The organism is Mucilaginibacter sabulilitoris, assembly GCF_034262375.1.
GTDB classification, from domain to species: Bacteria; Bacteroidota; Bacteroidia; order Sphingobacteriales; family Sphingobacteriaceae; genus Mucilaginibacter; species Mucilaginibacter sabulilitoris.
The window spans coordinates 5,489,541-5,505,931 of record NZ_CP139558.1 but is presented as its reverse complement, the minus strand read 5'-3'; the positions used below and the strand labels follow the sequence as shown (position 1 = coordinate 5,505,931).

General features: G+C 44.2%; 12 protein-coding genes. All 12 read left to right on the top strand.

Translation table 11 applies throughout. The annotated features are described in order from the left end of the window. The first annotated feature begins 224 nt into the window (after positions 1-224). The 12 genes from SNE25_RS23545 (at position 225) to SNE25_RS23490 (ending at position 16,242) form a co-directional block, all read left to right on the top strand. Positions 225-1,469, top strand: a complete 1,245-nt coding sequence (locus SNE25_RS23545; protein ID WP_321561464.1) for an efflux RND transporter periplasmic adaptor subunit — start codon at positions 225-227, stop codon at positions 1,467-1,469. Positions 1,470-1,575: 106 nt separating this feature from the next. Then, entirely contained in the window at positions 1,576-3,033 is a 1,458-nt protein-coding gene (locus SNE25_RS23540; protein ID WP_321561463.1) for a TolC family protein, read from the top strand. Positions 3,034-3,157: 124 nt separating this feature from the next. Then, complete coding sequence (locus tag SNE25_RS23535; protein ID WP_321561462.1) at positions 3,158-3,823, top strand: ABC transporter ATP-binding protein; 666 nt, start codon at positions 3,158-3,160, stop codon at positions 3,821-3,823. Positions 3,824-3,846: 23 nt separating this feature from the next. Next, positions 3,847-5,076, top strand: coding sequence for an ABC transporter permease (locus SNE25_RS23530; protein WP_321561461.1), 1,230 nt, complete (start codon positions 3,847-3,849; stop codon positions 5,074-5,076). Positions 5,077-5,106: 30 nt separating this feature from the next. Next, a complete protein-coding gene (locus tag SNE25_RS23525) occupies positions 5,107-6,291 on the top strand; it encodes an ABC transporter permease (protein ID WP_321561460.1) in 1,185 nt (394 codons plus the stop codon). A gap of 21 nt (positions 6,292-6,312) precedes the next feature. Then, positions 6,313-7,686: a sigma-54-dependent transcriptional regulator gene (locus SNE25_RS23520; RefSeq protein WP_321561459.1), complete on the top strand. Its 1,374-nt coding sequence runs from the start codon at positions 6,313-6,315 to the stop codon at positions 7,684-7,686. Continuing rightward, positions 7,670-8,971, top strand: coding sequence for a sensor histidine kinase (locus SNE25_RS23515; RefSeq protein WP_321561458.1), 1,302 nt, complete (start codon positions 7,670-7,672; stop codon positions 8,969-8,971). The genes SNE25_RS23520 and SNE25_RS23515 overlap by 17 nt, the downstream gene beginning before the upstream one ends. A 419-nt stretch (positions 8,972-9,390) precedes the next feature. After that, on the top strand, positions 9,391-9,813 hold the full coding sequence (locus SNE25_RS23510; protein ID WP_321561457.1) for a (R)-mandelonitrile lyase: 423 nt from the start codon (positions 9,391-9,393) through the stop codon (positions 9,811-9,813). Then, complete coding sequence (locus SNE25_RS23505) at positions 9,801-10,259, top strand: putative quinol monooxygenase (RefSeq protein ID WP_321561456.1); 459 nt, start codon at positions 9,801-9,803, stop codon at positions 10,257-10,259. The genes SNE25_RS23510 and SNE25_RS23505 overlap by 13 nt, the downstream gene beginning before the upstream one ends. A 349-nt stretch (positions 10,260-10,608) precedes the next feature. Next, positions 10,609-12,279 (top strand): alpha-amylase family protein, encoded by a 1,671-nt coding sequence (locus SNE25_RS23500; RefSeq protein ID WP_321561455.1) that lies wholly within the window; start codon positions 10,609-10,611, stop codon positions 12,277-12,279. Positions 12,280-12,708: 429 nt separating this feature from the next. Then, a complete protein-coding gene (locus SNE25_RS23495) occupies positions 12,709-14,019 on the top strand; it encodes a hypothetical protein (RefSeq protein WP_321561454.1) in 1,311 nt (436 codons plus the stop codon). Positions 14,020-14,115: 96 nt separating this feature from the next. After that, positions 14,116-16,242, top strand: coding sequence for an outer membrane protein assembly factor BamB family protein (locus SNE25_RS23490; RefSeq protein WP_321561453.1), 2,127 nt, complete (start codon positions 14,116-14,118; stop codon positions 16,240-16,242). The last annotated feature ends 149 nt before the right edge of the window (positions 16,243-16,391 follow it).

The window sequence follows — 16,391 nt, the reverse complement described above, 5'->3', positions numbered from 1 at the left end:
ATATTAAAACACCCTCTTTGCGCCAAAGGCGCAGAGGGTCGACAAGCGCAGCGTTATCGGGGTGAGTCGAATCACAAGTATCCTCCGGCATTCCCCCTTGTCCATTATCAAAAAAAATGTCCGGAATCGATCACTTTTTTTAAATAAAAATTTCATAAATAACTGATTAGTAATTATTTAATGTTGGTATAGCTCTTGCAACACCGTATCCAAAAAGTATAATAATGGATAAGGAAATAGCGCTTGAAGTTACCACACAAAAACGAAGAAAAGCCGTTTGGGTTACTTTAATTACTATAGCAGGTTTAATACTGGCGGTTTGGGTTTTGCGGGGATATATCAAGTCGTCAATAGACAAAGCAGAAATCACCACCGCCCAGGTTGAAATAGGCAATATAGAAAATACTATCAATGCTACGGGCGAGGTATTGCCTGAGTTTGAAGAGATCATTACCAGTCCTATCAATGCTTCCATAAAAAACGCGCTGATGGATGCAGGTAATAAAGTGAATACCGGCCAATCCATTATCACGCTCGATAAATCGGCAACTCAAACCGAATACGAGAAACTAAAATTTCAGCTCGAATCAAAACGGAACGAGATCAGCAAACTAAAGCTCGATCTGGGCAAGAGCTTTTATGATATCCAATCGAACAATGATATTAAACAACTGCGCATCAGTAACCTTATCGACGCGGTTGAGAATGCCAAGCGCTTGTATAAAGCCGGCGGCGGTACTCGCGAGGGTATTGAACAGGCCGAACTTAACCTTAAAGTGGCCCAACTGGAGAAAAAACAACTCGAAAATGAAATAAAAAACAAACAGCAAACCATGCGGATCGAGATCAAAGAGGCCCAAATAGCCGCGGCTATACAGGAGAACGATCTGAATGAATTGCAACGCAAATTAAACCTGGCCAATATAATTGCCACCCGCAAAGGTGTTATTACCTACGTAAACAAAAACATAGGTGCCAACATACATGAGGGGGAAACCCTGGCCCGCATAGCCGATCTGAGCAGCTTTAAAGTTCAGGGTAGCATATCTGATAATTCGCTTGATGATCTGCACAGCGGCATCCCGGTAATTATCCGCATCAATGACAACCAGCTGCGCGGGCATGTTACCAACGTGTCGCCATCTATACAAAACAGTATTATTTCTTTTGATATACAGCTCGACGATAGGTCAAACAAGCTCCTTCGCCCAAACATGAAAGTTGATGTTTTTTTGGTGACCGCTACGCACAATAAAATTATGCGGGTGGCCAACGGACCTGCATTTAAGGGCTCAAACCTGCAGGACATTTTTGTAGTGGGCAATGGCAAGGCCCAACGCAGAACAGTACATATTGGCCTTACCAATTTTGATTATGTGGAGGTAATGGATGGTGTAAAACCAGGCGACGAGATTATCACATCAGACATGAGCGGGTATAAAAACTCAAAGGAAATAACTATTAACTGATTAAACCACTCAGCTCCCCGTGGGAAGGGAGTTCTTCATAACATTAATCCTCCTGCCGATTGGCGGGAGGGTTGAGTGGGTTATCGGATTATACAAATTAAAGAGAATGAAACTTTTATACATCATATTATTATTGATCATAAGTGCTACGGCCTATTGCCAGGGTAGCAGCGATACCACGCGGCTAACCCTGCAACAGGTGGTTGAAATGGCCAAAACAAATTCCATTGCCGCTAAACAGGCTGCCACCGTGCGCGAGACCAAATATTGGGAATACCGCACTTATAAATCAAACTATCAGCCGCAACTTGCCCTAAGCGGCACATTACCCGATTATAATAAAACATTTACCCAGGTGCAGCAGCCTGATGGTACCATATTGTTTCAGCCGGTGCACAACGATAACTCATTGCTCCAGCTTGATTTTAGCCAGAGCATTACAGCTACCGGCGGTACTATTTTCGGTACAACCCAACTGCAGCGCTTTAATGATTTTGACCGGCATAACGTATTGTATAACGGTATTCCATATGGTATTGCTTATAAACAGCCACTGTTTCAGTTCAACAGCCTTAAATGGGACAAACGCATTGAGCCGTTAAAATACAACGAGAGCAAACAGACCTATATTGAGGACCTGGAAAATATAGCCGTAACAGTTGAGGGTTATTTCTTTGATCTGTTGCTGGCACAGGTTAACTTGCACATTGCCGAAACCAATTATGCCAATACCGAAAAAATAATGGGCATTGCCAACATTAAATTTGAGCTGGGGAAAGTATCAAAAAACGACATATTGCAATTAAAACTGGAGCTTATTAATGCCAAAAAAGCCGTAGGCACGGCAAAACGCGATATAGAAATTGCCACCCTCACCCTGCGCAGTTATATAGGGCAGGAGAGCGATAATAAAATTGTACTGATGGTGCCCGAAAATATCAGCCAAATGCGTGTTACCCCGGATAAAGTTTTGGTCGAAGCCTTTGCAAACCGTTCGGCCGCCATTGGTTTCCTGAGACGCATGGCCGAAGCTAAGCGCGATGTAGCCAAAGCCAAAGGCGAAACAGGTTTAACCGCAACACTTAATGCCAACCTGGGCTTTTCAAATACGGCCACCAGCATTCCGGGAGTGTATAAGAATCCGCAGAATCAGCAGGTACTGCAGGTACAGTTATCTGTACCTATACTGGATTGGGGCAGGTCGAAATCGCGCACCAAAACGGCAATGGCCAACCAGCAACTTACCGAATACACAGTAGAGCAGGACAAGCAAACCTTTCAGCAGCAGATAGTAACGCAGGTGTCGCTTTTTAATGTGATGAAGGAGCAATTGGTGTACACCGCCCAGGCTGATAGCATAGCATCAGAGAAATACCAGATAGCCCGTGAACGCTATGTGCTTGGTGATCTCGGTATTACTGACCTGGGTATTGCCTTTCGCGAGAACGACCAGGCCAAACGCGATTACATAACCTCGCTCCGCGATTTCTGGGGGGCTTACTACCAGCTGCGTTACCTGTCGTTATATGACTTTGAAGGCAATCATAAAATAACCTATCAGTGATTAGTCAAAATTCAAAAGTAACAAGTCAAAAAACTATACCAATCAATAATTCAGTCATTCAATAACTCAATAATTAAAATAACCATCACTAATTCATTAACTCAATAATTCATTAATTAAAAATATGATACGTTTACAAAACATCGAAAAGGTGTACCGCACAGACACCATAGAAACTTTGGCACTCAATAGCATAAACCTTGACGTGGCTAAAGGCGAATTTTTATCTATCATGGGGCCATCCGGCTGTGGTAAAAGCACGCTGCTTAACATTATTGGACTACTCGACGCGCCTTCAAAAGGAGAGATCAAAATAAGCGATCAAAAAACCGATCACCTGAACGATAAACAGCTGGCACAGTTCCGCAACAAAAAACTTGGTTTTATTTTTCAAAGCTACCACCTCATTAATGACCTGCAGGTGCTCGACAATGTAGAGTTGCCCTTATTATATCGCGACAGCACCGCCAAGGAGCGCAAACAGCTGGCCACAGAAGCATTGGAAAAAGTGGGCCTTGCTAATCGAATAAAGCATTTCCCAACGCAGCTTTCGGGCGGGCAAAGGCAGCGTGTGGCTATAGCCCGGGCCATAGTGGGGCGCCCCGAAATTATCCTGGCCGATGAGCCTACCGGTAATTTGGACAGCGCCATGGGCAACGAAATTATGGACATCCTCATCAACCTGAACCGTAACGAGGGCACTACCATTATAATGGTTACGCACGATGAGAATATGGCCCATAAAACCCACAGGCTTGTGCGCTTGTTTGATGGCTCACAAGTTCAGTAATTAACCTGCTTAAAATTACAATCATGCTTAAAAATTATTTTAAAATAGCCATAGCGGTGCTGCGCCGGCGCAAGTTTTTCACCTTTATCAGCTTGTTTGGTATCAGCTTTACGCTTACCATTTTGCTGGTGCTAACCTCGTTTATTGAAAAAATTGTCGGTGACAGCTATCCCGACAGGAAACGCGACCGATCATTGTACATCTCAAAATTCCAGTCAAAAGAGAAGGACGGGAACAGCTCGAGTGCTTTGTCTTATTACTACCTGAGCCATTATGTGGGCGGTTTAAAAACACCGGTTAAACTGGGGATTTCTTCGGGCTATAACGGTACTAACACCTATGTTAATAATAAAAAGCTGGCCGTAAACTATAAGTATACCAACGCCGATTATTGGGACATTATGGAATATGATTTTATTGAGGGTAAAGCCCTTACCAAACAACAGGTTGATAATGCCGATAAAGTAGCCGTAATATCTGAAGATATGAAAAGGGACTACTTTGGCGATGTTCCATCGGTAGTAGGTAAATATATTGAAGCCGACAACGTAAAATACAAGGTAACCGGCGTAGTGAAAAATGTACCGATAACCAGTTACATGATATACAGTGATATTTATTTGCCTTTTACCGTATCAAAAACAGATTTCAGGAAAGGCAAGGGATACCAGGGTGATTTCTACGGAATAATGCTGGCCAACTCCACAGCCGACTTATCAAAGATGTGCGCCGAGTACGATGCCATGGTGCAAAGGCTGCCTAAAGAAAATAAAAATGTTGTCAAAATGTACAGCCATGCCGACTCCTATATCGTTAGCTATGTGAATACCGGTAATGAAGATAAATCCGGGGTGACCATTGTGCTTACGGCCATTGGCATATTTGTGCTGCTGGTAACTCTGTTGCCGAGCCTCAATCTCGTGAATATTAATATTACCCGTATCATGGAGCGCTCGTCTGAGATAGGGGTGCGCAAAGCTTTTGGCGCATCATCCAAAACATTGGTTTACCAGTTTATTGTGGAGAATATTATACTCACTTTATTGGGCGGGCTCATTGGTGTTGTGTTATCGTTTGTGGCTATCCAGGTGTTAAACGGGTTTAATCTGATACCTAATTTAATATTGTCTGTCAATTTCACCGTATTAGCTATTGGTTTGCTCATCTGCTTTTTGTTTGGCCTGCTGTCTGGGGTTTACCCGGCGTGGCGTATGTCAAAGCTTAATGTGGTAACCGCTTTAAAAGCACAATAAAAACTGTCAAATCATTTAAATTAAAATATCATGTTAAAGCATTTATTTAAACTGATCTGGAATAAAAAGAAACAAAACTTTTTGTTGATGTCCGAGATGTTATTCTCATTCCTGGTGTTGTTTGCAGTGTTTACATTGCTGGTTTACTATTACAACAATTATAAAAAACCGATGGGCTTTGAGTACAAGAATTTATGGGTTGTATCTTACAACAATACCTTTAAAAGCAAAAGTACCGACTCGGTTAACAGGTATTATGAAACTTTAAGAAGTACCATTAAAGCCATGCCCGAGATAAGGGAGCTAAGTTTTTGCAGTAACAACGTTCCGTTTTCAAATAGCATGTGGACAAGTTTGGTTACTTATAATAAAAAACAGACAAGTCCTGTAAACTGGTACACGTCTGACGATGGTTATAAAGAAGCCTTAAACGCAAAAGTGCTCGAAGGCCGCTGGTTCAATAAGGCAGACGCCATTGGCAAGTATGAGCATGTGGTAATAAACAACGAGTTAAAAGAAAAGATATTTGGCAGCGAAACCGCTATAGGTAAAGTATTAGGAAATGCTGACGATAAACAGAGAATGCAGATAATAGGCGTGATACAGGGAGTTAAAGTAAAAGGAGATTATGCCCCTTCCGGTTACGCTCTTTACCATCGTGCGGACACCGGGGCTTTCCGCTGGTTTGGAAAGATCATGGTAAAGGTAGCCCCCAATACCGGGGCCGCTTTTGAAGCTCGTTTATATAAAACGCTGGCCAATTACATGAAAGATTCAAACGTAGAGATAGAACACATGGTGAATAAACGTACAAACATCAACTACTTTACCTTAGTGCCCATGATTGTATTAACCATAGTAGGTAGCTTCCTGATCATTAATGTTGCCCTGGGCTTATTTGGCGTATTGTGGTATAATATTAACCGGAGGCGCGGCGAAATTGGTTTGCGCAGGGCGGTAGGGGCTACGGGCGGTTCTGTTTCCTCACAGCTTATTACCGAGTCAATGATACTGGCAACGATATCGTTAATCGTCGGCACATTCTTCGCGGTGCAGTTCCCAATACTTAATGTTTTTGACCTTTCGGCAGGCATCTACCTCATGGCCATTTTGCTGGCTGTTATATTTATTTACGCGCTGGTATTTGTGTGTTCGCTATACCCGGGCAGGCAGGCCGCGGCAATTTATCCGGCGGTGGCTTTACATGAAGAATAATTACGATATTAACCTGCTATTATGATATTGGTTATTGATGATGATCTGGCTGTACGAACCTCGCTTACACTCTTGCTTAAAAGCGAGGGTTATGATACGGTATGCACCGAAAATCCGGGCGATGCCTTAAAGGTGATCCGGAAAAATACCCAGGAATTGATTATCCTCGATCTTAATTTTTCGATAGATACTTCGGGCAGCGAAGGACTGGAACTGCTGGGCAAAATAAAACAGCTTAATGCGGGTATTCCTGTTATACTGATAACCGGTTGGGGTAGTATCGAACTGGCCGTAAAAGGTATGAAAATGGGCGCGAATGATTTTATCAATAAACCCTGGAGTAATGAGCACCTTATCCAGTCGGTTAAAACCCTGCTCGATTTGCAGGAAAGTAAAACCGAGCACCGTACCCGTAAGCAGTTAGATAAAACCTACAATTTTCAGCATATTATTGGCGAAGACCCCCAGGTGCTCAATATCCTGGAAACTATTGGCCGGGTAGCCCCAACCGATGCTTCCATCCTTATTATGGGCGAAAGCGGCACGGGTAAAGAGCTGATAGCCGAGGCCATTCACCAGAACAGTTTAAAGCGTAATAAACCTTTTATAAAGGTGAACCTGGGTGGGGTATCTACCTCGCTGTTCGAGAGCGAAATGTTTGGCCATGTGCGGGGGGCCTTTACCGATGCCCGGTTTGACAGGATCGGTCGTTTTGAAATGTCTAATAAAGGCACCATTTTTTTAGATGAAATTGGCGATCTGGATGCCAGCAGCCAGGTAAAGCTGCTGCGTGTGTTGCAGGATCGCACCTACGAGGTGCTGGGCAGCAGCCGCACCAAAACGGTTGATGTGCGCGTAGTATGTGCCACCAATAAAAATCTTAACGATATGGTAAGCAAAGGCACGTTCCGCGAAGACCTGCTTTATCGTATTAACCTCATTACGGTTTATCTGCCCGCGCTGCGCGAGCGGCCAAAGGATATCCCTTTGCTGGTAAACTTTTTTATTAATAACTTAAAGGAAATATACAATCGGCCCAAACTGTCGGTAGCTGCAAGCGCCATGAAATGGCTGCAGCAGTTGCCGTTGCCGGGTAACATCAGGCAGTTAAAAAACCTGGTAGAACGCTCTATACTGGTGAGTAAAAAAGACGAACTGGGTATTGATGATTTCCGGTCGCAGCTTGAATTATCGCCGGTGAAAAAAGGGAACATGCAATTGCCCGGCGTAGGTACTTTAACGCTCGAAGAAGTAGAGGTAGAGATGATAAAACGGGCCATGGATCATCATAAGAACAAAATAAGCAGAGCGGCCGCCTCGCTGGGGCTCACGCGCAGTGCCCTGTACCGGCGCTTGGATAAATACCAGATACCATACGATGAAACTGAGGACTAAATATATTTTGTTCGTGGTGATACTGCACCTTATAACGCTGGTGCTTACTTACTTTATTTTCGATCAGAACAAAATATTCTTCATCGTTTCGGAGGTGTTTGTAATCATTTCCATCATCATTGCATGGCGGCTCTACAACCAACTTATTCAGCCTTTAAAATCATTAATGCAAGGGGTAGATGCCATTAAAGACAAGGATTTTAATGTTAAGTTTTTATCTACCGGTAAGCACGAAATTGATGAACTAATTAATGTTTATAACCAGATGATGGATGAGTTGAGAACAGAACGCACCCGGCAGGAACAGCAGCATTTCTTTTTGGAGAAACTCATACATACTTCTCCAACTGGTATTATTATCCTTGATTTTGATGATCGAATACAGCAAATCAATCCCAAAGCGCTGCAATTGCTTTCGCTTACTGAGGATGAGCTGCGTAACCAATCTGTTCAGGAGTTGGATCACCCGTTGTTTAAACAGATCAGAAAAATTAAATCGGGCGAAACAATAGTCATTAAGCTCGATGGGGTAAACTCATTCAAACTGCAAAAATCGCACTTTGTTGACCGTGGTTTTTCGCGCCATTTTATTATGATAGAGGACCTCACAGCAGAGATATTAGCTGCCGAAAAGAAGGTGTACGGCAAGGTGATCAGGATGATGGCACATGAGGTTAATAATACCATTGGTCCGGTAAACTCCATTATGCAATCGGCCATGAAAACTAACCAGCTTTGGGAGAACCATAGGTTTGATACGCTAAAGGATGCCCTGCAGGTAGCTATGGACCGAAACCAGAACCTTAACTTGTTTATGCGCAATTTTGCCGATCTGGTTAAACTGCCGCCGGCCAACAAGCAACCCGTTGTGCTGCAAAAGGTAATAAATGCCGTAGCCATATTAATGGATGCGAAAGCACGGGATAACGCGGTAATATTTGAATTTAGCCTGCCCGAAGAAGCCATCAGTATCATGGCCGATGAACAGCAGTTAGAGCAGGCCCTTATAAACATTGTGAAAAATGCCATTGAAGCAATTGAAGACGGCGGCCTGGTGAAGTTTACTGCCATGCCTGCCGAGAAAAAACTGGTCATAACCGATACGGGTAAGGGCATAAGCGCGGAACAACATGCCAACCTGTTTTCGCCGTTTTTCAGCACCAAAAAAGACGGACAGGGGATAGGCCTTACTCTTGTTAGGGAAATACTGCTAAACCATGGCTCCGAGTTTAGCCTCAAAACCATTGCCGACAAGCAAACGGAATTTACTATATATTTTAATTAATGTAAAAACAGGTGTCATGCTGAGCTTCGTCGAAGCATGGTGGGCAGGCCTCTCCGCGTCTGACTCACCCGATCTGCGCTTCGCTGGACCACCCTCCTCCGGCTTCGCCGCAAAGAGGGTTAAGAAAGTAAATAAAAAACGCGTCATTGAGGTACGAAGCAAAGAGCCCCTCTAAATCTCCCCTTGAGGGAGACATTAAAATACTTTTTTTAAGCCCTCACCTTTGGAGAGGGTTGGGTGAGGCTTTCCACACCAGGCACCCCCTTTGCGCCGCAGGCGCAGAGGGGGTCGGCGAGCGAAGCGGTGCCGGGGTGAGTCGAAACGCCATACTATCTCCAATAATAAAAACAAAAAAGCCCTACATACGTCACTTAATAAACCGTTATGGCTTATCTTTATATATCAATAAAAAGCTAATTATGGAAATTAAACGCAGCGGCTCACAGCCATCGGGTAAAGGATTGGAAGAATATTTTACAGGAGAAGTACGCATTGATCCGCTTAATAGTCCGCCAGAGCCATCCCGTGTAGTTATGGCGCTGGTTACCTTTGAGCCGGGGGCCCGCACCGCGTGGCATACCCATCCGCTTGGGCAAACACTCATTGTTACGGCAGGCAGGGGCTGGGTACAGCGTGAAGGCGGACAAATAGAAGAAATCCATCAGGGAGATGTAGTATGGTTTTCACCCGGCGAAAAGCATTGGCATGGCGCTACCGCCACTACAGCCATGAGCCATATAGCCGTACAGGAAAAAGATAATGGCTCGCCTGTTGACTGGATGGAGCAGGTGACGGACGATCAATACAGCCACCAGGAAAAGCGGGAAAGATGGGCGCTGTAATTTTAAGGCCGGGAGTATTTGGAAAAGATGCCCGTATAACAGGATTATTGAAAATCAGCCGTAAGCTGTTACCAATTTTTGCAATGTTTACGTTAACCTTATTTTTACTCGGTAGCGCCTCCGCTCAAAACAAAAAGCAAATTGTACGTGTGGCCAAACTTCAGATTGATCCGGCTCAATTGGATAAGTATAAAGCTGCACTGAAAGAAAATGTCGAAACTTCGGTGCGTGTTGAGTCCGGAGTAATTACCCTATATGCTGTTGCCGACAAAGATAATCCTACACACATCACCGTTTTTGAAATATATGCCGATGCCGACGCGTATAAGGCGCATTTAGAAAAGCCACATTTTAAAAAATACAAAAGCACCACAAAGAATATGGTAAAATCGCTCGAGCTTGTTGAAGTTGACCCTATTGCATTGGAGTCGAAACAGAAAAAGTAATATATCCAACAAAAATATATCATTGCGGGGAGGTACGACGAAGCAATCGCGAACGATGTCATACTGAGCTCAGTCGAAGTATAGTGGGCAGGCCTCTCCGCGCCCCGACTCACCCGATCTACGCTTCGCTGGATCACCCTCTTTGCGGCGAAGCCGGAGGGTTGGGGAAAGAGGAATGAATACTTAATAATCAATGCAACACAAATAAAATAAAAACCCTGCACCCTCTTTGCGCCGCAGGCGTATAGGGTCGGCGAGCGAAGCGTAGCCGGGGTGAGTCTATGTTGTTTTACAAAATATTTTCATTAGCTGAAACCTTTTAGTAACGTTGTAAAACCAATACATCACTATGCAAAGGCGACACTTTATAAAACTTTCTGCAACTACTGTGGCAGCTGTGCTTTTCAGTAGGCTTACTTATGCAACCTCGGCACAAACAAGTGCTATTAATGCTCCCGATGAGGTTTGGGCACAATCTGGCGATGAATGGTTTAAACTTCAGGGCACCGGCGGCACAACGTTTACCTATAAAGATATTACGGTGAACTTAAAAAATGCGGGTAATGCAAAAGGCGTATTTGTTACTTCGCTAACACAGCAGCTTAACTCGGTACGCTTAAAATGGAAGCATAACCTGTCGCCGGGTTCCAAATTCCTGGGCGACCATTGGGAACGCTCTTATGGCGATCTGCAATGGAAAACCAAACCCGACGGGGTTAAAAATCCGTGGTATGTAATTATACATGACGATAAACAAACCGCTTGCTTTGGGGTAAAAACAGGCTGCCATAGCATATGTTGGTGGGGGCTGACTAATGATAGCCTTGAACTTACTTTAGATACCCACTCGGGTGGTAATGGTGTACTGCTGGGCAGCCGCGAGCTGCATGCTGCCGATATTATTACTACCGATGGCCTTGCGGGCGAAAATCCATACTTTACCACACACAGGTTTTGCGGTATGATGTGCGCTAAGCCACGTCTGCCCAAACAACCTGTTTATGGTATAAATGATTGGTATTTTGCTTATGGCAATAATTCGTTCGATCTGATCAAGAAGACCACAGCTATGATGGCCGAATTGGTTACAGATACCCATAACCGTCCGTTTTCGGTAGTGGACGCGGGCTGGGCGCAATACTCACCGCTATTGCCAGGAGATGGCGGCTGGAATGATGATTTTTCAAAGCCAAACGATAAGTTTAAGGATATGCACCTGCTGGCCGGTGAAATCAAAAAGCTGGGTATGCGCCCCGGTTTATGGATGCGGCCGCTTTGTGCCAAACATGATGAAAAAGCCAGTTTGCTTGCGCCAAAGATCCCCGGCAGGGATAACCCTAAAAATCCGGTACTTGATCCCACTATACCCGAAAACATTGCCCGTATCAAACACAATTTTGATGTGTACAAGCAATGGGGGTATGATATGGTTAAGCATGATTTCAGCACCTATGACATTACCGGCAGATGGGGTTTTGATATGAAAGGGAGTATAACCGCTCCCGGCTGGAACTTTAACGACCGGAGCAAAACTACGGCCGAGATCATTAATGACCTATACGGAGCTATTCGCGCTGCGGCTGGTAATGATATGTATATTATTGGCTGTAATACCATGAGCCACCTCTCGGCCGGTGTGTTTGAACTTTGCCGCATAGGCGACGATACCAGCGGTAAGGAGTGGAGCCGTACCCGTAAAATGGGTGTTAACACACTTGCTTTCCGCTTGCCGCAGCACAATAAGTTTTATGCCGTTGATGGCGATTGCGTGGGCCTTACCACCGATATCAGCTGGGAACGGAATAAACAATGGCTGGAACTGCTGGCCGGCAGTGGCGCACCGCTCTTTATATCGGCCCAACCCGAGGCCTTGGGTGAGGCGCAAAAAACTGCTATTAAACAGGCTTTTTCTGAGGCGGCCAAAGTACAGCCCCTCGGCGAGCCGCTCGATTGGGCAACCAACCCGCAACCCGATAAATGGAAACTGGACGGTAAGATAGTTGATTTTAACTGGGCGTAAAGTAACTGGGGCTGTCATCCTGAGCTTGTCGAAGGACGTGCGAAGGCCTGCCGCAATGCTCTTAAATTCAATAAATTTTTGTATATTTATATCAATAACAGCCCTGCTTTCTGACCATAGAAAGCAGGGCTGTTTTGTTATCGTACAAACATCAAAAACATCCGGTTTTGTTTTATTCGGTACTGGGAATCAATTAGCTGATACTTATTAAAATTCAAAAAAGCGTGTAAAAAAGTGTTAAAATGAATTGTTTTTAAAAGGTTTTGAAAGCTTTTAGTTGCTGAAAACTAAGCTTTAACGGCTTTTTAAGTCATTAAATGTTAAAATAAAACTTTAAAAAGTTAGCAAGAACCCGATCGGCTATTTTCGTTTTATAAACAATGGAATTATTATCTTGTTCAACATTTATTTGAACAGGACAAATTTACCATGAAGAAATTGCTGCTTTTTTTACCTATACTTTTTATGTTATCATGCGGCCATGATCCGGCACAGGAGCTCGAAAATAAAAAACTGAACAGTCTTGCTGTCGAATATGTAAAACTGGGCCTAACCATAGGCCAGTATGACAGTGACTTTGTAGATGCCTATTATGGTCCCGATTCGTTAAAGCCTAAAAATGAGGCGGCTAAGGAGTTTCCCAAAGACAGCCTGCTGGCAAATGCCAACAGCCTGATGAATGAACTGAAAGTGATATCCACCTCATCTGCAATTGATACCAATAAAATGCGGGCCGCCTGGATGGCCGATCAGTTGATTGCCTTTAGCCGCCGCATCAGGATATTCTCGGGCGAAGAACGGCCTTTTGACGAGGAATCAAGAGAGCTTTTTGGTGTTGCCGCCCCGGTTTATACAGAAGACTATTTTAAAACTAAAATAGCACTGTTAGATAGTATTTTACCCGGAAAAGGACGCGTGAACGACCGTTTTCAGAAACTGGCCAATAAGTTTATTATCCCTAAAGATAAGCTTGATCCGGTAATAAAAGCGGCTATTGCCGAGGCCCGTAAGCGTACGCTTGCTCATTATAAATTACCTGCCGGCGAAACATTTACGCTGGAGTATGTAACCAATAAGCCATGGAGTGGTTATAACTGGTACAAAGGCAATTATAAAAGCACCGTGCAAATAAATACCGATCTCAAAGTGTTTATTGACCGGGCTATTGATGTGGGCAGTCATGAAAGTTACCCGGGTCACCATGTATATAACATGCTGTTGGAGAAGAACTTGTATCATGACAAAGGATGGGTGGAGATATCACTCTATCCACTCTTCAGCCCGCAATCGCTCATTGCCGAGGGAAGCGCCAACTACGGAATTGAGGTAGCTTTTCCTGGTGACGAAAAGGTAAAATTTGCTAAAAATGTGCTGCTGCCGCTGGCCGGCTTGGATACCGCGGGTATCGAGCTGTATTTTAAGGCTTTGGCTATTAAAGGTAATTTAAACTATGCCCGTAATGAGGCTGCACGGAGATTGATCAACAACACCATGTCACGCGATAAGGCGCAGAGCTATTTGATGAAATACTGTTTGATGAATGATGAAACGGCCAGTAAATCAATTAGTTTTATTAAAAAATACCGCAGCTATGTAATTAATTATAACTACGGACAAGACCTGGTGAAAAATTACATTGAAAGAAATGGCGGTACTGCCAAAGCACCCGAAAAACGATGGGAACTTTTTGGTAAATTGCTGAGCAATGAAGTTGCACCAACCAGTTTAATTAATAAATAAAACCTAAGTCTTTCGTTTATGAAAATGAGGATGTTCCCTTTGTTAGGCATTTTATCTGTCGTGTATTGTTCGTGTAAAAGTCCGAAGACTGATAATATGCCCGAATACAGCGGCTGGCAAACATATGCAGGTACAAAGGAGGGCAACCGTTATTCGTCAAACGAGGAAATCAACCTTACTAATGTAAATAAGCTAAAGGTAGCCTGGACTTACAGCACTCATGACAGGGATACAGGTAACCACAGCCAAAATCAGTGCAATCCAATTATGGTTGATGGGGTATTGTACGCCACCAGTCCTAAACTTAAGCTGTTTGCGCTGAACGCTGCTACAGGTGTACAAAAGTGGCTGTTTGATCCTGCGAAAGGCGATACTACAGGTAATGGCGACCCGATGGCTTATTATAAAGTTAGCCGCGGCGTGATTTACTGGCAGAATGATGATGGTGGTGAAAAGCGTATATTCTATAGCGTGGGCACAAAAACCTTTGCCGTTGACGCAGAAACGGGCATACCGGTAAAAACATTCGGAAAGAACGGATATGTTGATTTGACCAAAGATCTGGGGCGCGAAACAAAATCATTTGTAGCGGGCACCACCCCAGGTGTGGTTTATAAAGATCTGTTTATAGTAGGCACGCGTGTAGCCGAATCGGCAGATGCCGCTCCCGGTCATATCCGTGCTTATGATACGCGTACAGGTAAATTGAGGTGGATTTTTCATACCATACCTCAGCCTGGCGAAAAAGGTTATGAAACCTGGCAGGACACCGCTGCCTGGAAAAAATTTGGAGGCGCCAATAGCTGGGCTGGTATGGCGCTCGACGAAAAACGGGGCATCGTATATATCCCTACCGGTTCCATCGGCGGCGATTTTTATGGTGGTTTCCGCAAGGGTAAAAACCTGTTTGGCAACTCGTTACTGGCGCTTGACGCAGCTATGGGTAAACTGATATGGCATTTTCAGGTGGTGCACCATGATCTGTGGGATCGTGACCTGGCGGCTAATCCAAACCTTGTAACAATAGTGCATAATGGCAAACAAATAGATGCCGTGGCGCAAACCACCAAGCACGGTTACATTTTTATGTTTGACCGCACCAACGGTAAACCAATATTCCCGATATTAGAAAAGCCGGTGCCTACTATGGCTTTGCCTGGCGAGCAACCCTGGCCAACACAGCCTATTCCAATATTGCCGCAACCTTTTGCACGGCAAATATTTAATCCGGAGGATATAACTGACATTTCGCCGGAAACACATCAGGACATGTTGCAAAAGTATAATCAGGTGAAAAACAGGCTGATGTTTACCCCACCAAGTAAGGCAGGGGGCTGGATATTTCCCGGGTTTGATGGTGGGGGTGAATGGGGCGGCGCGGCAGTTGATCAGGAATCAAAGATCATGTATGTGAACAGTTCCGAACTGCCGTGGGCGCAGGTGATGATAGATGTGCCCAAATCAACCGGTGATCATTCATTGAAAGGTATCGGGCAGGTGATCTATAATAAAAACTGCCTGGCCTGTCATGGCCCCGAATTGAAGGGGAATGGCACATCGTATCCCTCATTGGTTGACATCGGCAAAAAATACAAAGAGGAGCAGGTAAGCCAGATCATTGCCAACGGACGGAATATGATGCCATCATTTAAACAAATTACCCCTGAGGATAAAAAGGCGCTGCTGGCATTTTTGTTGAAATTACCTGAAGCTAAGGCGGCTAAAATTGTAGCCAAAGAACCAACCAGCGACAGGACAACAAGCACCAAAACAGAGAAAAAAGCAGTTGATGAAGTGCCTTATACCATGACAGGGTATAACCGCTTTTTAGATAAAGATGGTTATCCGGGTATAAAACCACCTTGGGGCACGCTGAACGCTATCGACCTTTCCTCGGGCAAATTGTTATGGAAAGTTCCTTTGGGCGAATACCCGGAACTGACCAAAAGGGGCATTCCCATTACCGGAACGGAGAACTATGGTGGTCCGCTGGTTACTAAGGGCGGGTTGGTATTTATTGCCGCTACCAAAGACGAAAAGATACGTGCCTTTGATAAAAAGACTGGTAGAGTAGTTTGGGAAGCTCAGTTGCCTGCCGCTGGTTACGCCACACCTGCAACCTATGAAATTGATGGTAAACAATATGTGGTGATAGCTTGCGGCGGCGGTAAAATTGGCAGTAAGTCGGGTGATGAATACGTTTGTTTTGGGTTGGGTGAGTAGGGATATTCGTTTTGAAATAACCATTTTGGTTTTTTGAGCTGCCAAACAATACGGGTAAGGTAAACCCTTTTAAAAAAGACTTTAAAGTATGTAAGCTTTTAATAAATGTTTACACGTAATTCCAACAAAATATGCATTTTTATAGCCAG